Origin of the sequence: Mycolicibacterium tokaiense (assembly GCF_010725885.1) — a bacterium.
GTDB lineage: Bacteria > Actinomycetota > Actinomycetes > Mycobacteriales > Mycobacteriaceae > Mycobacterium > Mycobacterium tokaiense.
This window is the reverse complement of the sequence record NZ_AP022600.1, coordinates 4,363,416-4,381,832: the sequence shown is the minus strand read 5'-3', so window position 1 is coordinate 4,381,832 and position 18,417 is coordinate 4,363,416. Positions and strand designations below refer to the sequence as shown.

Annotated in this window: 17 protein-coding genes; 7 read left to right on the top strand and 10 right to left on the bottom strand. The window is 69.2% G+C overall.

Annotation, left to right across the window (positions count from 1 at the left end):
- Positions 1-690, top strand: a complete 690-nt coding sequence (urtE, locus tag G6N58_RS21445) for an urea ABC transporter ATP-binding subunit UrtE (protein WP_115281360.1) — start codon at positions 1-3, stop codon at positions 688-690.
- Positions 691-709: 19 nt separating this feature from the next.
- Here the strand turns inward: urtE and G6N58_RS21440 are convergent, their stop codons facing one another.
- Complete coding sequence (locus tag G6N58_RS21440) at positions 710-1,918, bottom strand: cation:proton antiporter domain-containing protein (protein ID WP_115281361.1); 1,209 nt, start codon at positions 1,916-1,918, stop codon at positions 710-712.
- Positions 1,919-2,050: 132 nt separating this feature from the next.
- Between G6N58_RS21440 and G6N58_RS30580 the strand changes: the two genes are divergently transcribed.
- Positions 2,051-2,575: a hypothetical protein gene (locus G6N58_RS30580; RefSeq protein ID WP_172544953.1), complete on the top strand. Its 525-nt coding sequence runs from the start codon at positions 2,051-2,053 to the stop codon at positions 2,573-2,575.
- Here G6N58_RS30580 and hisS read toward each other — a convergent pair.
- Both hisS and G6N58_RS21425 read right to left on the bottom strand, forming a co-directional pair.
- Positions 2,572-3,834 carry a histidine--tRNA ligase gene (hisS, locus tag G6N58_RS21430; protein ID WP_115277372.1) on the bottom strand — a complete coding sequence of 421 codons (1,263 nt, stop codon included), beginning with the start codon at positions 3,832-3,834 and terminating at the stop codon, positions 2,572-2,574. The genes G6N58_RS30580 and hisS overlap by 4 nt on opposite strands.
- A gap of 7 nt (positions 3,835-3,841) precedes the next feature.
- Positions 3,842-4,396, bottom strand: a complete 555-nt coding sequence (locus G6N58_RS21425) for an MBL fold metallo-hydrolase (protein WP_115277373.1) — start codon at positions 4,394-4,396, stop codon at positions 3,842-3,844.
- A gap of 97 nt (positions 4,397-4,493) precedes the next feature.
- Between G6N58_RS21425 and G6N58_RS21420 the strand changes: the two genes are divergently transcribed.
- The 4 genes from G6N58_RS21420 (at position 4,494) to G6N58_RS21405 (ending at position 7,729) form a co-directional block, all read left to right on the top strand.
- Entirely contained in the window at positions 4,494-5,393 is a 900-nt protein-coding gene (locus G6N58_RS21420; protein WP_115277374.1) for a peptidylprolyl isomerase, read from the top strand.
- A gap of 7 nt (positions 5,394-5,400) precedes the next feature.
- Complete coding sequence (locus G6N58_RS21415; RefSeq protein ID WP_115277375.1) at positions 5,401-6,408, top strand: peptidylprolyl isomerase; 1,008 nt, start codon at positions 5,401-5,403, stop codon at positions 6,406-6,408.
- A gap of 150 nt (positions 6,409-6,558) precedes the next feature.
- On the top strand, positions 6,559-7,026 hold the full coding sequence (locus G6N58_RS21410) for a hypothetical protein (RefSeq protein WP_147289288.1): 468 nt from the start codon (positions 6,559-6,561) through the stop codon (positions 7,024-7,026).
- 52 nt (positions 7,027-7,078) lie between these two features.
- Positions 7,079-7,729, top strand: coding sequence for a DUF2161 domain-containing phosphodiesterase (locus G6N58_RS21405; protein ID WP_068916593.1), 651 nt, complete (start codon positions 7,079-7,081; stop codon positions 7,727-7,729).
- On the opposite strand, the gene G6N58_RS21400 is transcribed toward G6N58_RS21405, so the two are convergent.
- From G6N58_RS21400 to yajC, 6 genes are all read right to left on the bottom strand, one after another.
- On the bottom strand, positions 7,705-10,041 hold the full coding sequence (locus tag G6N58_RS21400; protein ID WP_115277377.1) for a RelA/SpoT family protein: 2,337 nt from the start codon (positions 10,039-10,041) through the stop codon (positions 7,705-7,707). The genes G6N58_RS21405 and G6N58_RS21400 overlap by 25 nt on opposite strands.
- An 83-nt stretch (positions 10,042-10,124) precedes the next feature.
- Complete coding sequence (locus G6N58_RS21395; protein ID WP_115277378.1) at positions 10,125-10,649, bottom strand: adenine phosphoribosyltransferase; 525 nt, start codon at positions 10,647-10,649, stop codon at positions 10,125-10,127.
- Positions 10,650-10,662: 13 nt separating this feature from the next.
- Positions 10,663-12,312: an ABC transporter substrate-binding protein gene (locus tag G6N58_RS21390; RefSeq protein ID WP_115277379.1), complete on the bottom strand. Its 1,650-nt coding sequence runs from the start codon at positions 12,310-12,312 to the stop codon at positions 10,663-10,665.
- A gap of 4 nt (positions 12,313-12,316) precedes the next feature.
- The gene (gene secF / locus G6N58_RS21385) at positions 12,317-13,537 is read right to left on the bottom strand and encodes a protein translocase subunit SecF (RefSeq protein ID WP_115277380.1); all 1,221 of its coding nucleotides are present in this window, start codon (positions 13,535-13,537) and stop codon (positions 12,317-12,319) included.
- A 4-nt stretch (positions 13,538-13,541) separates the two neighbouring features.
- Entirely contained in the window at positions 13,542-15,419 is a 1,878-nt protein-coding gene (gene secD, locus G6N58_RS21380; protein WP_115277381.1) for a protein translocase subunit SecD, read from the bottom strand.
- 121 nt (positions 15,420-15,540) lie between these two features.
- Positions 15,541-15,879 (bottom strand): preprotein translocase subunit YajC, encoded by a 339-nt coding sequence (gene yajC, locus G6N58_RS21375; RefSeq protein ID WP_068916588.1) that lies wholly within the window; start codon positions 15,877-15,879, stop codon positions 15,541-15,543.
- A gap of 379 nt (positions 15,880-16,258) precedes the next feature.
- On the opposite strand from yajC, the gene gabT reads away from it, so the two are divergent.
- Positions 16,259-17,599 (top strand): 4-aminobutyrate--2-oxoglutarate transaminase, encoded by a 1,341-nt coding sequence (gene gabT, locus G6N58_RS21370; RefSeq protein WP_068916587.1) that lies wholly within the window; start codon positions 16,259-16,261, stop codon positions 17,597-17,599.
- Positions 17,600-17,656: 57 nt separating this feature from the next.
- Here gabT and G6N58_RS21365 read toward each other — a convergent pair whose 3' ends face one another.
- Positions 17,657-18,295, bottom strand: coding sequence for a hypothetical protein (locus G6N58_RS21365; protein WP_115277382.1), 639 nt, complete (start codon positions 18,293-18,295; stop codon positions 17,657-17,659).
- Positions 18,296-18,417: the final 122 nt, after the last annotated feature.

Genomic DNA, 18,417 nt, shown 5'->3' with positions numbered 1-18,417 from the left:
CTGCAACTGGTCGATGTGCGCACCGGGTACGGCCGGTCCGAAGTCATCCACGGCGCCAGTGTCGAGGTGCCCTCGGACGGCGTGGCCGCAGTGATGGGCCACAACGGGGCCGGCAAGACCACCCTGCTGCGCGCGGCGGTAGGACTGCTCAGGTGCACTGCCGGCAAGGTCATGTTCGACGGCGAAGACATCACCAAACTGCGGCCCTCGGCGCGGGTGGCCCGCGGCCTGGCGTACGTCCCGCAGGGCCAGCAATCCTTCGGGCAGTTGACGACCATGGAGAACCTGCAGGTGGTCGCCGACGGTCGCCCGCGCGGCAAGCAACTGATCGACGAGCAACTGGACCTGTTCCCCGCCCTCAAGGAGCTGCTGACCCGCCGGGCCGGACTGCTCTCCGGCGGTCAGCGCCAGCAGCTGGCCATCGCGCGGGCGCTGATCACCGAACCGAAGACGCTCATCCTCGACGAGCCCACCGAGGGCATCCAACCGTCGGTGGTGCACGAGATCGAGGAGACCATCACCGCGCTGACGCAGCGGGGCAACCTGGGCGTGCTGCTGGTGGAGCAGCACATCGGCTTCGCGCTGGAATCCGCACAGACGTACTACATCCTGGAGGCGGGCCGCGTCACCTCCAGCGGCACCGGCGGCTCCGCCTCCGAGGACGACGTCCGCGCCGCCATGGCCATCTAGCGGTGGCCGGCGTGGCCAGTCACTGGGCTTCTGCCGCCCGTCGGTACAGCGCTCGGCCGTAGACACCGGTGATCCCGAAAGCAACCGTGCTGCCGGCGAGTACCAGGGACCCGGCGGCGAGCACCTGCGCGTCGGCCCCCAGCCGTTGGGCCTCCAGGGTCAGATAGAACAGCGCGGAGACACCCACCGGGCCGAACCACCCCAAATACATGGCGTCCCGGGTTCGCAACTGCAGCAATCCCTTTGCCGCGACGACGATCGGGAGCCGCCGCAGGAGCAGCACTGCGACCAGCAATACTGCTCCCCGCCAGCCCAATTCGGCCCACTGCTCCCACGGCAGCGCCGCCCCCAAAAGCACGAACAGCGGTAGCACCGCAAAGCGATTGACTGCCTCGTCGATCGACAACTCGGAGGTGCGTTCCCGCCCGGTCCCGACGATGTTGAACACCAGGCCGCCGACGAACACCGCCAGGATGCCGTCCACGTCCAGCAGACCACCGGCGCCGAGAATCCCCAGTGCGAGCACCACCGTGAAGAACAGCGCCGGCGCGCCCGAAGTCGACCCGTGCCTGGCGCCCAGGCGTAACGCCCTGCCGCCCAGGTAACCGGCCACGATTCCCACCGTGATGGCGCCACCGACCTGCCACGCCGACTCCAGCAGCGCCTCCCCCACACCCAGCGAACCCGCCAACACCATCGCCAGCAAGACCAGAGGCAAGGCCAACCCGTCGTTGGAACCTGATTCCAGAGACAACAGCTGGCGGCTGCGGGCCGGGAGGTCGCGCTCGGCGGCCTTTCCGGTCACCACGCTGGACGCGAGCACCGGGTCGGTGGGACTGATCGCGGCGCCGAACAGTGCGGCGGCCGCCAGCGGCATGCCGACCACCGCCCACCCCAGACCGCCAGACACCAACGCCATCAACGGCAACACGCCTCCGAGAAGAATCAGCAGCGCCCGCCCGTGGCGCCGGACCTGGTCGAAGGGGTACCGCAAAGCCACCGCCATGACCGAGATCGCGAGCAGGATTCTGCTTGCTTCGTGCAACGTGGGCTGCCCGTCGACGATCGTCGACATCGACAACACGCCCAGGACATGGGGCCCGACCACGATTCCTGCCACCAACCCCAACAACGGCTCGGAAATGGGCAGACTACGCATCTTGTCCGACAGCACCGCCACCACGCACCCGAGAGCACCCACCACCACCAGTACGACCTCGACATCCACGCCCACGGTGTTCCCGCAGGCGACATCACCGACGCGCCATACACGTCACACCTGGCCGGAGCCCATCGCGCCGCCACGGGCATGTGGGCGATCCGACCCGCGCCGGTCCTCGGCGGTGGCAGGCTGCACCTCATGACCGCGCCTGCCACCCCACGCGTCCTGCTCGACGCCGGCGGCCTGGTGGTGACCGACGACGGCCGCCGGGTCAACGTGATCGACCGCGCCACCGGGGGGTTGGCCACGGCCGCGTTCGTGCTCGGCGTCATCGCGGTGTGTGTGGCCGGTTTCGGAGTCGTGGCACTGGTCACCGGCTCCCCGTCGCGACTGCTCGGTGGGCTCTTCCTGATCGTCGGTCTGGCGGTTGCCGGGCCGGCGTACTACGTGGTCCGCAAGATCAGAAACCGGCGCACCGCGCCGCTGAGCAACTGCCGCTCGGTGGCCGTGCTCGACCGCAAGCTCAACCTGTTCACCGTCGCCGGCGGTGCGTTGTTGCCGCTGGACCGCATCCGTTTCGAGAAGCGCCTGCAGTTCGGCTCGAGTTCGCCCAAGCTGGTCGCCGTCACTCCCGGCGGCGTGCATGTGCTCAAGCGCGGCAACCCCTTCATCGGCAGCATCAGCAATGCCGACGAGGTGCTCAACGCCGTCGTCGGCGGCTAACGGGACAGGCGCGACAGCACCTCGGCGACAACGGCATCCGCCGCGACATCCACCTGTTCACCGGTGCCCAGGTTCTTGACGCCGACGGTGCCCGCCTCGATGTCGCGGTCGCCGGCCACCAGGGCCAGCGTGGCACCGGAGCGGTCGGCGCCCTTCATCGCCGCTTTCAGGCTGCGGTCGCCGTAGGCCATGTCCACCCGGACACCGGCGCCGCGCAACGTCGCCGCCAGCACAGCGAGCTCCAACTTGGCCTGCTCGCCCACCGGCACGCAGAACACGTCGACGCGGTTGGCCGCACCCACCGTCTTGCCCTCGGCCCGCAGCGCCAGCAGGGTCCGGTCCACACCGAGGCCGAAGCCGATGCCGGACAGATCCTGGCCGCCCAGCTGACTCATCAGGCCGTCGTAGCGGCCGCCGCCGCCGATCCCGGACTGGGCCCCCAGGCCGTCGTGCACGAATTCGAACGTCGTCTTGGTGTAGTAGTCCAGCCCGCGCACCATCCGCGGATTCACCACGTACGGCACCCCCAGCCGGTCGAGGTGCGCCAGCACCGTCTCGAAGTGCGCCTTGGCCGCATCGGAGAGGTGGTCGAGCATCACCGGGGCGTCGGCGGTCATGGCCCGCACCTCGGGACGTTTGTCGTCGAGCACCCGCAGCGGGTTGAGCTGCGCGCGGGCCCGGGTGGCCTCGTCGAGATCCAGGGCGAACAGGAACTGCTGCAGCAGCTCCCGGTACGCCGGGCGGCAGGTGTCGTCGCCGAGGGAGGTGATCTCCAGGCGGAAACCGGTCAGCCCCAGCGCTCGGAAGCCGGCGTCGGCCACGGCGATCACCTCGGCGTCCAGCGCCGGGTCGTCGATGCCGATGGCCTCCACCCCGACCTGCTGCAGCTGACGGTAACGCCCGGCCTGAGGGCGTTCGTAGCGGAAGAAGGGGCCCGCGTAACAGACCTTCACCGGCAATGCCCCTCGGTCCAGGCCGTGTTCGATCACCGCCCGCATCACCCCGGCGGTGCCCTCGGGCCGCAGCGTCACCGACCGCTCACCGCGGTCGGCGAAGGTGTACATCTCCTTGGACACCACGTCGGTGGACTCGCCCACCCCTCGCGCGAACAGCGCGGTCTCCTCGAAGATCGGCAGCTCGATGTCGCCGTACCCGGCGCGGCGCGCGGCCGTGAGCAGGCCGTCGCGCACGGCGACGAACTGCGCCGAATCCGGTGGCAGGTAGTCGGGAATGCCCTTGGGCGCCTTGAACTCGCTCACGTGACCGTCAGTTCTCCATCATGGTGTAGCGGCGCGCCGCGCCGATGGTGGTGGACGAGCCGTGGCCAGGGAACACCACGGCGTGGTCGTCCAGGGCCAGCAGCTTGCCGGTGATCGGGGCGTCTCCGGTGAACACCACGGGGACCAGACCGTCGTCGGTGTCCGCAGTCACCCGGTACGACACCGATCCGGGGGTGTGTCCCGGTGTGTGCTCGACGCCGACCAGGATATCGGCCACCGTCAGCTCGTCGCCGCCGTGGACCTCCAGCAGGGGCTCCGGCGCTTCGGCGCCCAGTTCGGCGAGCAGCGCCCGGTCCCCCGGGTGCAGATAGGTGGGGATGCCCCACGCGGCGCCCAGATCGAAGGCGGACGCGGCATGGCCCGGGTGGCCGTGGGTCAGCAGCACCGCCGCCGGGGTGAGGCCGTTGACCGCGAAGTAGTACTCCAGCGTCGGCACTGCCTCGTCGCCCGGGTCGATCACCAGCGCGGCCGCTCCCGGGGCCGCGGCCACCAGGTAGCAGTTGACGGAGTCCGGACCGGTGGCGAAGCCCGTGATCAGCACGCCGACCAGTTTCTCATGCGGGTCGCAGCCCCCTGTCCCAGCGCGGGCTGGCACACTCGGTGCCAACGTGTCATCGACTCAGCGGAGGACATCGGCGGTGCCGACGAACGAACAACGACGAGAAGTTGCCAAGCGCAAGCTGGAGGAACAACTGCGCCAGCAAGCAGAACAGGCGAAGAAGCGCCGGACCATGAGCATCATCGGCGGGTCCGTGGCCGCGGTGGCCGTCATCGCCGCGGTGGTGGCCACCGTCATGATCGTGCAGCGGGATTCCGGCGGCTCCAGCACCACCGCGTCGGCCGCCACCACCGAACCGGGCGCGCCCGCGTCCGACGAGGGCCCCACCGTCAGTCCGCCCGCCAACGGCCAGCTGCCGCCGTTCACCCCGCTGGCCAGCACCGGGGCCAACTGCCAGTACCCGGCGGCGCAGGCTGCCAGCAAGCAGAACACCCCGCCGCGCGCGGGCCGGGTGCCCACCGACCCGGCGCAGATCAGCGCCAGCATGACCACGTCGCAGGGCAACATCGGGCTGCAGCTCGACAACGCGAAGTCGCCGTGCACCGTCAACAGCTTCGCCAGCCTGGCCCAGCAGGGCTACTTCAACGACACCACCTGCCACCGGCTCACCACCGCCGAGTCGCTGTCTGTGCTGCAGTGCGGCGACCCCGCCGGTACCGGCATGGGTGGTCCGGGATACGAGTTCGCCAACGAGTACCCCACCGACCAGTACCCGCAGAATGACCCCGGGCTGCAGCAGCCGGTCCTGTATCCGCGCGGCACGCTGGCCATGGCCAATGCCGGCCCGGGTACCAACGGCAGCCAGTTCTTCCTGGTCTACGCCGACTCTCAGCTGCCGCCGCAGTACACGGTGTTCGGCACCATCGACGAGACCGGGCTGGCCACGCTGGACAAGATCGCCGAGGCAGGCGTGCAGGGCGGCGGCCAGGACGGCGCGCCTGCGCAGGAGGTCATGATCAAGACGCTCGCGCTGGACTGATCACCACATGACGGTCCCGCCGCCCTACGGGCCGCCCACCCCGCAGTGGCCGGCGCAGCCGTGGCCACCGCAACCCGCGCCGGAGCCGGCCCGTCCCACCAACGGGCTGGCCGTCGCGTCGATCATCTCCGCCGTGCTGTTCGCGCCGCTGGGGGTGGTGTTCGGGCACCTGTCGCTGTGGCAGATCAAACGCTCCGCGGCCACCAACCCGCAGGAAGGGCGCAACCTGGCGATCGCGGGGCTGATCATCGGCTACTCGCTGATCGTCACCATGGTGGTGGCCGTGGTCGCGGTGTCGTCGTTCTTCACGTGGGTCAACAGCGAGCTGGACCGCTACGACCGCGCCGCGCCCCCGCCGCTGACCCCGCTCCCGCCGCCCGCAGCGCTGCCCGCCTTCGACCCGCCCGCCGATCTGGGCAACGCGTGCAGTTATCCCGCCACCGCGGCGCCCGCCGCGAAACCGGCCGAGCCCCCGCGCAGCGGAGCGGTGCCCACCGCGCCGGCCACGGTGACGGCCACCATGACCACCTCGGACGGCGCGGTCGGCCTGGAGCTGGACAACGGCCGCGCACCGTGCACGGTGAACAGCTTCGTCAGCCTGGCCCAGCAGGGCTACTTCGACGACACCCCGTGCCACCGGTTGACGGCCAACAACTCCCTCTCGGTACTGCAGTGCGGTGACCCCAGCGGCACCGGAACAGGCGGTCCGGGTTACGAATTCGCCAACGAGTACCCCACCAGTCAGTACCCGCCGGATGACCCCGACCTGTCCAGGGCGGTGTTGTACCCGCGCGGAACACTTGCGATGGCCAACGCCGGACCCGACACCAACGGCAGCCAGTTCTTCATCGTCTACCAGGACTCCCGACTGCCGCCCAGCTACACGGTGTTCGGCTCCGTCGACGAGACCGGGCTCGCGACGGTGGACGAGATCGCCGAACGCGGCGTCGCGGGCGGCAACCTCGACGGCAGGCCGGCGCGCCCGGTCACAGTCGAATCGATCCGTCTGGATTGAGGCGCCACATTCGGCCGCAGCGGGATATTCACGTTCCAGCAAACCGGTGGTGACCCAAACCATCCTTGCTGATTAACCCTTGACCCCTTACCCTCAACACACTGGTGTTTGACGGGGGATGCCGCATCGCGACCCACGAGGGGGGGACGGATGGCTGATCACACCGCTGTGGCGGGGTCGGACACCGTGCTGCGCCCACACCACGTGCACCGATCCCCGACCGCCGGTTCCGCCGCCGGCGATGACAATGCTGCGCTGCCGTGCCCGCCAGGCGATCCGCAGCTAATGATGACACCGACGCGGGTGTCCATTGAGCGGGTTCCAATCACCGTCACCCGACTGGCGCTCGACCGCCACAGCGGCACCGTCTCCGGGATCCTGACCGGCTCCCGGCCCCTGCTGTTTCCCCCGCAGTTCGTCCACACCGACAAGGGCCGCGCCCGGGTCAGCCGCGACGGCTCCATCACCTACACCCCCGCGACCGCTGCGCGCCGCGCCGCCGGCCTGCTGGGTGCCAGCTATCGGCGCCACGACCGGGACGTGGTGGATGTCGACGCCATCGACACCCACGGCAGGCGGGTGCTGGCGCAGGTCACCATCGCCATCCTGGGGTCCTGACCGCGCGCCTGCCTCCCACATCCGGGCCCGGCGGTGCGTTAGCCTGCACGGCATGCCGCTCGAGAGCGACCTCTATCCGCCGGTCAAGGCTCTGCTGGAGAGCCAGGGTTACGTGGTCAAAGGTGAAGTGGCGCACTGCGATGTCGTCGGGGTGCGGGACGACGGGCCGCCGGTGATCGTCGAACTCAAACGCGCCTTCAACCTCGGGCTGCTACTGCAGGGGGTGGACCGGCTGGCCCTCACCGATTCGGTGTACCTGGCGATCGGCCGGATTCCCAAGCAGAGCAAGGAGATCCGCACGCTGTGCCGACGGCTGGGCCTGGGCCTGATCGTGGTGACCGGCCAACGCGCCGAGGTGCTGCTGGATCCGGCGCCCTACGCCCCCCGCAAGAACACACGCAAGGTGGGCCGGCTGCTCGGCGAACATGCCCGGCGTGTGGGTGATCCCAACCTCGGCGGATCCTCGACCCGGGTCCCGATGATGACGTCCTACCGCCAGGAGGCGCTGCGGTGCGCCGAGCTGCTGGCGCCGGGTCCGATGACGCTGGCCCAGATGCGCGCAGCCGCCGATGTTCCCCACGCCGCGGCGATCGTGCAGAAGGACTACTACGGCTGGTTCGAACGCGTCGCCCGTGGGACGTATGCGCTGACGCCGGTGGGACACCAGGGCATCGCCCGTTACGCGGCTGACGTCACCCGGTAGACGTCGTACACACCCTCCACATTGCGCACCACGTTGAGCACGTGCCCGAGGTGTTTGGGGTCGCCCATCTCGAAGGTGAAACGGCTGATGGCCACCCGGTCATCGGAGGTGGTGACCGATGCCGACAGGATGTTGACCTTCTCGTCGGCCAGCACCCGCGTGACGTCGGACAGCAACCGGTGCCGGTCCAGCGCTTCCACCTGGATGGCCACCAGGAACACCGAACTGGGACCCGGTGCCCATTCGACATCGATGATGCGCTCGGACTGCGCCTGCAGCGACTCGGCATTGGTGCAGTCCGTGCGGTGCACACTGACTCCACCGCCGCGGGTGACGAAGCCCATGATGGCGTCGCCCGGCACCGGGGTGCAGCACTTGGCGAGCTTGCTCAGGATCCCCGGGGCACCGGGTACCGCAATGCCGACGTCGTCGCTGCTGCGCTGGCGCATCGGCACATTCGAGGGCGTGGACCGCTCGGCGATCTCGTCCTCGGCATCCTCTGCACCGCCCAGGGTGGCGATCAGGCGCTGCACCACGTGGTGGGCCGACGTGTGGCCCTCCCCCACCGCGGTGTACAGCGCCGAGACGTCGGTGTACCGCAGCTCCCTGGCCAGCGACCCCATGGAGTCGGCATTCATCAAGCGCTGCAGAGGAAGTCCGCCGCGGCGCACCTCGCGGGCAATGGCGTCCTTGCCGGACTCCAGTGCCTCCTCCCGGCGTTCCTTGGCGAACCACTGCCGGATCTTGGCCTTGGCCCGCGGCGACACCACGAACGTCTGCCAGTCGCGGGACGGGCCTGCGGTGGGCGCCTTGGAGGTGAAGACCTCCACCACCTCGCCGTTCTCCAGCTTGCGTTCCAGCGCCACCAGCCGGCCGTTGACGCGCGCCCCGATGCAGCGGTGTCCCACCTCGGTGTGCACGGCGTAGGCGAAATCGACGGGGGTGGAGCCGGCCGGCAACGTGATCACATCGCCCTTGGGGGTGAACACGAAGATCTCCTGCACCGCGAGGTCGTAGCGCAGCGACTCCAGGAACTCACCCGGGTCCGCGGCCTCCCGCTGCCAGTCCAGCAGCTGCCGCATCCAGGCCATGTCGTCGATCTCGGTGGCCGCCAGGTTGGCCGGCACCCGGCCCTTGCTCTCCTTGTATCGCCAATGCGCGGCGATCCCGTACTCGGCGGTGCGGTGCATGTCCCGCGTGCGGATCTGCACCTCCAGCGGCTTGCCCTCCGGGCCGATCACCGTGGTGTGCAGCGACTGGTAGACCCCGAACCGGGGCTGGGCGATGTAGTCCTTGAACCGGCCGGCCATCGGTTGCCACAGCGAGTGCACCGTACCGACGGCGGCATAACAGTCCCGGATCTCGTCGCACAGGATGCGTACGCCCACCAGGTCGTGGATGTCGTCGAAGTCGCGGCCCTTGACGATCATCTTCTGATAGATCGACCAGTAGTGTTTGGGCCGCCCTTCGACGGTGGCGTTGATGCGCGAAGCATTCAGCGTCGCAACGATTTCCGCACGCACCTTGGCCAGGTAGGTGTCCCGGGACGGGGCCCGGTCGGCCACCAGGCGGACGATCTCCTCGTACTTCTTGGGGTGCAGGATCGCAAACGACAGGTCTTCGAGCTCCCACTTCACAGTGGCCATGCCGAGTCGATGTGCCAGCGGCGCAATCACTTCCAGTGTTTCGCGGGCCTTGCGGGCCTGCTTCTCCGGCGGCAGGAAGCGCATGGTCCGCATGTTGTGCAGCCGGTCGGCGACCTTGATCACCAGCACCCGGGGATCGCGGGCCATCGCGATGATCATCTTGCGGATGGTCTCGCCCTCGGCCGCGGTGCCGAGCACCACGCGGTCCAGCTTGGTGACGCCGTCGACCAGGTGCCCCACCTCGTCCCCGAATTCGGCGGTGAGCGCCTCCAGGGTGTAGCCGGTGTCCTCCACCGTGTCGTGTAGCAGGGCCGCCACCAGGGTGGTGGTGTCCATGCCCAGCTCGGCCAGGATGTTGGCCACGGCCAACGGGTGGGTGATGTATGGGTCACCGGAGCGGCGCAGTTGGGTGGCGTGACGTTCCTCGGCCACGGCGTAGGCCCGCTGCAGGAGCGTCAGGTCCGCTTTGGGGTAGATCTCGCGGTGCACCGCCACCAGCGGTTCGAGCACCGGGTTGACGGCACTGCGCTGCGCGGTCATCCGGCGGGCCAGCCGGGCCCGCACCCGGCGCGACGCGCTGCTGGTGGTCTTGGGGGTTTCCGCCCTGGGCTCGGTGTCAGGCACCGTGGCGGCCGGTGTTGCCACCGTTGCCGGATCATCGGCCACGCACGCCACCTCCTGTCGCTGCGGTGAACAAGTGTCCGCCACCGAGAATATCCCCCCGCGGACGCCCCCGGTGGACGGTCACGTCAGACCACGTGCAGGCTGGTCACCGGCAGCGGCGACACCTTGTCGCGACCGCCCAGTGCCTCGAGCTCCAGCACCACCGCCGCCCTCGGCACCACCGCCCCGCTCTGCACCAGCAGACGGTGCGCCGCCACCATGGTGCCGCCGGTCGCGAGCACGTCGTCGAGCAGCACCACCGTGCGGCCGGCCAGGTCGATGCCGTCGGCGGGGATCTCCAGCACCGCGCTGCCGTACTCCAGCGTGTACTCCTCGCGGTGTACCGGCGGCGGCAGCTTGCCACCCTTGCGGATCGCCAGGACGCCGGTGCGCAGTTTGGTCGCCACCGCGGCCCCGAGCAGGAACCCCCGCGCGTCGATGCCGGCCACCAGGTCAGCACCCTCGGCGATCTCGGCCAGCGCGTCGGTCACCGCGGCCAGCCCGTCACCGTCGGCCAGCACCGGCGTCAGGTCCTTGAACTGGATCCCCGGCTCGGGGAAGTCGGGTACCTCGCGCGTCAACGACGCGATGACCTTGGATACGTCGCTCACGCTCACGCCACCTTCACGAATTCTTCTGCCAGCGGTCCATGTTCCAGCCCGCGCCCCAGCGGGTCGGGTTGCTGCTGACCGCCTCGACGTTCGTCGAGACCATCAGCGTGCGCTGCTGACGGTACAGCGGCAGGGTCGGCATATCAGCCCACAGGATCGGGGCGCCCTCGCCGTAGAGCCGCGCCTGCTCCTTGGGATCCGAGGTGACCGCCAGCGCGCTGATGATGCCGTCGATCTGACCGTTGGCATACCGGGACAGGTTGTCGCCGTTGCCGGCGAACAACGTGTACGCGTCCACCACCGACGAGCCGGACGAGCCGCTGCCGGTGGCGCCGCCGGTGCTGGCGATCAGCACATCGATCTGGCCGTCGCGCAATGCCTGCGGGCCCGCCACATCCGAGGAGGCGTCGGTGACGGTGATGCCGGCCGGCTCACAGGCCTTGGCGACGGCACCGACGGTCGCGGCCAGCCGCGCGTTGGGGGTCTGGTAGCCGATCCGCACGGTCAGCGGTCGGCCGGCGAGCGCCTCCCGGGCCGCAACGGGGTTCGAGGTCATGAACTCCCCCGCAGCGGGGACGTTCTCGGTCAGCGCCAGCGTGTCCTCGTTCACCGGATTCAGCCGCGCGTTGGACACCGGCACCTCGGCGTTGCGGGCGATGACGTCACGCGGGGTGCACAGCGCCAGGGCGCGGCGCTCGGGCGTCTGCGACAACGCCCCCTGCGGCGCGAAGATCATCTGCTCGATCCCCGTCGACGGCGAGTCGGTGCGCTCGTAGTTGTCCGGGGTGGTCAGGGTGCCCGAGGAGCCAGTCGCGACGTCCACCACGTCGAACGTGCCGTCGTTGACCCGATCCTGGACGTAGAGACCGCGCTGGAACACCGTGATCCGGGGGGTGATCGCCGGCGTTCCCCACCACCGGTCGTTGGCCACCAGCACCACCGCGCCGTCGTCGCGCACCGAGTCGATCTTGTAGGGCCCCGAGGACGGGAAGCGGGCGACGTCGACACCGGGTTCGAGGTTCCAGCCGGTGTTCCACACTGCCGCGATGCGGTCGATCGCAGGTAGATCGGAGGCCTGCAGCGCCCGGGTGACCCCGCCTTCGCCCAGACCGAGCTCGTCGGCGATCACGTGCGACGGCATCAGCGCTGTGGCCGTGAACAGCTGGCCGTAATCGGCAAACGGGCGGTCGATCGCGAACGACACCCTTGCCTTCTTCTGGCCGGGCTGGCAGTCGATGGTCGCGATGTCGATGTACCCGGCGCGGCTGGCGGCGTCGAACTGTGGGAACCGCCCCGACTGCGCCGCCCAGGTCAGCACCATGTCGTCGCACGTGATGGGTTTGCCGTCGGAGTACACCGCGTTGTCGGCGATGGTGTAGTCCAGCACCAGCGGGGCACGGCCCACCACGGCGATGGAACCGAAATCGTGGTCGGCGACCACCTGGCCGTCCGGACCGTGATAGCCGAAGCCGGACAGCACCCGGGCGAACGCCTGGGCGCCGCCGGACGCCGCACCGGCCACGCTGTTGGTGTTGTAGGTGACCAGCGCACCGTCCACGGCATAGTCGATCTCGTCGGCGGTGCCGCCACCGCAGCCCACCAATCCCAGTGCGGCGACGGTCGACACCACCACTGCTGCGAGGCGCCGGCGTTTCAGCCCCATCGGGTCAGTTCCGTCGAGGGCTGCGCTTGCCCGTCGGGCGACCCGTCGAGCGGGCAGGCCGCGCGGGCCGCGACGGTGCCGCCACGGCCGCGGGCTCGGCGTCGGAAACTCCGGCGTCGCCCACCTCGGTGTCGGTGACCTCGGCGTCGCTCACATCAGCGGCGTCCGACGACGCCGACGAGCGGGCGCGCCGGTTCATCACCCGGCGGGTGTGGACGCGCACCTTCTCCGTGCGCTCGCGCAGGGTGACCAGCAGCGGGGTGGCGAAGTAGATCGAGGAGTACGTACCGACCACCACGCCGACCAGCTGCACCAGCGCCAGGTCCTGCAGCGTGCCCACACCCAGCAGCCACACGGCGATCACCATCAGCGCGATGATCGGCAGCACCGAGATCAACGCGGTGTTCAGCGACCGCATGAAGGTCTGGTTGATGGCCAGGTTGGCCTGCTCGGCGAAGGTGCGTCGGGTGGTGTGCTCGAAGCCGTGGGTGTTCTCCTCGACCTTGTCGAACACGATCACCGTGTCGTAGAGGGAGAAGCCCAGGATGGTCAGCCAGCCGATCACCGTCGCCGGCGTCACCTCGAAGCCCACCAGGGCGTAGACACCTGCGGTGACCACGAGGTCGAACACCAGGGTGGCCAGTGCCGCCATCGCCATGTAGCGCTCGTAGCGCACGGTGATGTACACCGCGACAAGCGCCAGGAATACGACCAGCGCGATGATTGCCTTCTCGGTGATCTGGCCGCCCCAGGTCTCGGACACCGCGGAGTCGCTGATGGCCTGCGGGCTGGGCTGGCCGTCCTCGCCGACGGGCTGGAACCGGTCGAACAACGCCTGGCGCAGCGCGTTGGTCTGATCGTTGTCCAGGGTCTCCGAGCGGATCTGCACAGTCGCCGACGGCCCGTTGCCGACGATCACCACCGATTCCGGAGCTTCGCCGAGGGTGTCGCTGAAGACCGTCTCCACCGCCGTGGTGTCCGCATCGCCGCGCGGCATCGAGACCTTGGTGCCGCCCTCGAAGTCGATGCCGAAGGTGAAGCCGCGCAACACGATTGCGCCGATGGCTATCAGCATGATGGCACCGCTGATCAGGTACCACATCTTGCGCTTGCCGATGACCTCGAAGGCACCGGTGCCGGTGTAGAGCCGGACGAAGAAGCCGTGTTTCGGCGGTTGGCCGGTCTCGGTCGTGCCGAGGGTGTCGACGTCGTTGTTGTCTGCCATGACGCTATCCCCGTCCCGCCGAAGCCGCGGCCCGGCGTTCCCGGGCGATCTGTTGCACCGCTCCCAGCCCGTTGAAGGCCGGTTTCGCCAACATCGTCGACTTGGAAGCCAGGAAGATCACCGGCCAGGTCACCAGGAACACCACCAGGACGTCGAGGATGGTGGTCAGGCCCAGGGTGAAGGCGAAGCCCTTCACCTGGCCGACCGCGAGGACATAGAGCACCAGTGCCGCCAGGAAGGTGACGGCGTTGCCGGAGACGATGGTCTTGCGGGCACGCGCCCAGCCTCGTGGCACCGCCGACCGGAACGACCGGCCTTCGCGGATCTCGTCCTTGATGCGTTCGAAGAACACCACGAAGGAGTCGGCGGTGGTACCGATGCCGATGATCAGACCGGCGATGCCGGCGAGATCCAGCGTGTAGCCGATGTAGCGGCCCAGGAGCACCAGCAGCGCGTAGACCATGGCGCCTGCGGCCACCAGCGACACCGTGATGAGCAATCCGAGCACCCGGTAGTAGAGCAGCGAGTACAGCAGCACGGCGGCCAGGCCGACGGCCCCGGCGATCAGGCCGGCCCGCAGCGACTGCAGACCCAGCGTGGCCGAGACGGTCTCGGCCTCCGAGGATTCGAAGGACAGCGGCAGCGAGCCGTACTTGAGCACGTTGGCCAACTCGGCCGCGGACTGCTGGGTGAACTGGCCGGTGATCTGGGTGCGCCCACCCGGGATCGCCTCCTGGATCTCGGGGGCGCTGACCACCTGGGAGTCCAGGGTGAACGCGGTCTGGGTGCCGATGTTCTGGGCGGTGAAGTCGGCCCAGATGTCAGAGCCTTCGGGCTTGAACTCGAGATCGACGATGTAGCGGGCCTGCTGCTGATCGAAGCCGGACGAAGCGTTGGCGATCTGCTCGCCGCTGAGGATCGACGGATCCAGCAGATACACCGTGGCCTTGTCCTGCGAGCAGGTGACCAGCGGGAGGTTCGGGTCGTCGTTGCCGGCGAGCACGTCTTCCTCACCGCAGCGGCCGGCCTGGTACTGCAGGGCCAGCACCTGCACGCTCTCGTTGTCGCTCTGGCGCAGCTGCTTCTCGAATGCGATCCGCTCGGCCAGCGCCGCTCGGTCGTCGGGCGCGGGCTGCGCTCCCGGTGCTGCGGGGGCGCCGGTGGCCGGGGCCGCCGGGGCGCCGGTGGCCGGGGCCGCCGGGGCGCCCGGAGCCGGGGTGGCCGGAGCCGGGGTGGCCGGAGCCGGGGTGGGCGGCGGTGTCGGTGCGGGTTCGAGCGGGTACGGGCGGGGCTGGGCCGCCGGCGCGTCGGTGGCGGGCGCGGGCACACCGGCAGCGGGCGGCTCCACCGGGGCGCCGGGAACGGGTTCGCCGGGAGCCGGGGCGCCGGGAATGGGTTCGCCGGGAACCGGGGCGCCGGGAATGGGGGCGGCGGGCACCGGCGGCGCACCGGCGGGGGCCGGCTGGCCCTGGCCTTGGCCGGTGGCGGCGGCCAGCTGGTCGACCGGAACGGCATATTTCACCGGGCGGATGTAGAGCCGGGCCGTCTGGCCCAGGTTGCGTGCTTCGTTGCCGTCGTTGCCGGGAACGGTGATCACCAGGTTGTCGCCGTCGATCACCACCTCCGACCCGGAGACACCGAGGCCGTCGACACGGCTGGTGATGATCTGCTGCGCCTGGTTGAGGGCTTCCCGGGTGGGGGCGGTGCCGTCGGGGGTGCGCGCGGTCAGCGTCACCCTGGTCCCGCCCTGCAGGTCGATGCCGAGTTTCGGCTCGGGATGCTTGTCACCGGTGAAGAACACCGCCGCGAAGGCGCCGATCAGCAGTACCAGGAACAGCGTCAGGTAGCGGTACGGATGCACCGGCGCCGTAGACGATGCCACGTTCTTGTGTCTCCTCGGAGGTCATGCATGCAGAAATCCATGCTCAGGCCCGGTTCCGGGCCGCGGCTTCGTGGGCGATCGTTCGCCCGCACCCGGAAAGGGTACGTGGTGACCCTGGCGATCAGTCCTTGGTCAGGCGGTCGGGGTCCGAGGGCGTGTCTGTGATCTCGCTACCCGAGTCCAGTTCATCGTCGGTCTCGACGGTGTCCTCGATCTTGTCGCGCACGGCCAGCTTCATCCACGTGGTGACCACCCCGGGAGCGATCTCCAGCTGGATGTAGTCGTCGTCGACGCCCTTGATGGTGCCCTGCAGGCCCGACGTGGTGTGGATGCGATCACCGATGCTCAGCGAGTTGTGCAGGTCGATCGTGGCCTGCATGGCCTTTTTCTGCTTGCGCGAGGCAAAGAACATGAATGCGCCCAGAATGATCAACAGGGGCAGGAATACGACCAAGTCCATGACATCTACTCTTTCGTGGCTTCTTCAGTTGCGGTCTGTGCAGTGGCACGGCGCGGGGGACGGCAGGTCGCCGGTGCCTGTGAGTGACCAGTGTGCCATTGGCGCTGATGACGCCCGACCGGCCGCGACGATGATCGCACGGATGATGACCTGCAGTCACATGCGGCCGCTGCGGAAAGAAGATGGACCGCCCCCCGGTGGGAACGCCACCGGGGGACTGCATCGACGGTAACTGCAACCGATTACGTTCGCATCTCGGCGCGGCAGGTGCGTATTCCCTTGTCTGCACCTGAGATGGCCACGTTATCCGCTAGGCGCATCCGCACTGCACGGCTAGGCTCCTCAGACGAGGAACCCCGTTGTCGACAGGAGCGTTGCCGTGTCCACCCTCGAACAGAGCCGCCTGCTCGCCACCGAGATCCCCGGGCCGAAATCCGTGGAACTCGCCGGCCGCAAGAACGCCGCGGTGTCCCGCGCCGTCGGAACCACGATGCCGGTCTACGCCCGGCGTGCCTCCGGGGGCATCGTCGAAGACGTCGACGGCAACCGGCTGATCGATCTCGGTTCCGGTATCGCCGTCACCACCGTGGGCAATGCGTCGCCCCGCGTGGTGGAGGCAGTGGCTGCGCAGGTCGCCGATTTCACCCACACCTGCTTCATGGTCACGCCCTACGACGGTTACGTATCGGTCTGCGAGCACCTCAACCGCCTGACACCAGGGTCCTACGAGAAGCGCACAGCTCTGTTCAACTCCGGCTCCGAGGCAGTCGAGAACGCCATCAAGATCGCGCGCTCGTACACCAAGAGGCAGTCCGTGGTGGCGTTCGATCACGCGTACCACGGACGGACCAACCTGACCATGGCGCTGACTGCCAAGTCGATGCCGTACAAGAGCGGCTTCGGGCCGTTTGCGCCGGAGATCTACCGGGCCCCGATGTCGTACCCGTACCGCGACGGCCTGCTGAACAAGGATCTGGGCAACGACGGAGCGCTGGCCGCCGAGCGCGCCATCTCTGTCATCGACAAACAGATCGGCGCGGCCAACCTGGCCGCGGTGATCATCGAGCCCATCCAGGGTGAAGGCGGCTTCATCGTGCCCGCGCCCGGGTTTCTGCCCGCCCTGCGGACCTGGTGCGCCGACAACGGCGTGGTCTTCATCGCCGACGAGGTGCAGACCGGCTTCGCACGGACCGGAGCGATGTTCGCCTGCGAGCACGAAGGCATCGAACCCGATCTGATCGTCACCGCCAAGGGCATCGCCGACGGTCTGCCGTTGTCCGCGGTGACGGGTCGGGCCGAGATCATGGATGCCCCGCACGTGTCCGGCCTCGGCGGCACCTATGGCGGCAATCCCATCTCGTGCGCCGCGGCGCTGGCCACCATCGAGACCATCGAACTCGACGGTCTGGTGTCGCGGGCGGCGGCGATCGAGACGCTGATGAAGGATCGTCTGCACCGCCTGCAGGCCGAGGACGACCGCATCGGCGACGTTCGCGGCCGCGGTGCCATGATCGCGGTGGAGCTGGTGAAATCCGGCACCGCCGAGCCGGATCCGGAGTTGACCAAGAAGTTGACCGCGGCCGCGCACGCAGCCGGGGTGATCGTGCTGACCTGCGGGACGTACGGCAACATCCTGCGGTTCCTGCCGCCGCTGAGCATCAGCGACGAGCTGCTGATCGAGGGACTCGACGTGCTGGCCCTGCTGCTGGCAGACCTCTGACGCACTCGGCTCCCGGCTGCGCGGGGCAGTCGGGAGCCGAGTCCGGTCAAAACGAAATCAGTGGTGCACGAGGTCGCGGTCACCGCGGTTGCCGCGCAGCCGGTCCCGCCAGCTGCGCCGTGGCCGCGACTGGGCGGTGGGCCCGATGACCTCGGTGCGCTGATCTGCCACCGGCACCGGTCCGGTGGCGGACGCGGGCTCGACGACAGTATCCCGGGCCGCCGGCTCGGCCAGCCGCTGGGCGTGTGCGACGTCGCGCACGCTGCGGACCGAGAGCCGACCCACCGCCAGCGCGCCGAGGAACACGATCAGGGCACCCAGCCCGGAGAAGTAGGCCAGTTCCAAGGCGACGGTTTTCGCCGGGGTGGTCGCGGCGGGCACCCCGGCTTCACCGATGGCCAGCATCGACGCGAAAGCCCGTCCGGCCACGAACCAGGCCCCGGCCACCACGGCCAGCCAGCCACCCAGGGTGGCGCTGGCCCGGTTGCGTGAACTCAGCAGCAGGAAGCCGCCCAGCACCGTCACCGCGCCGGGCAGGACTTCGAGCCAGCCGCGGGCGTCGGTCCACACCCAGGGCTGATCGGGTGAGTACGCGAAATCGAAATAGGGACCGACGAAAGGGATCAGCGCTCCCCAGATGCCGAGCAGGATCAGCAGGAATCCGCTGGCCGCTCCGCGGCTGCGGGCGATCGTCATCCGGCCGCCTTTGAGGTGGGACACGTCGACGGCGCCTGTCGTGGGATCCGTCGGATGTACCGCGCGAGCTGTCTTCATAGGGGCCTCCTAGTGGTGCGGGCTGGGTACCCACGGAGTTCGCC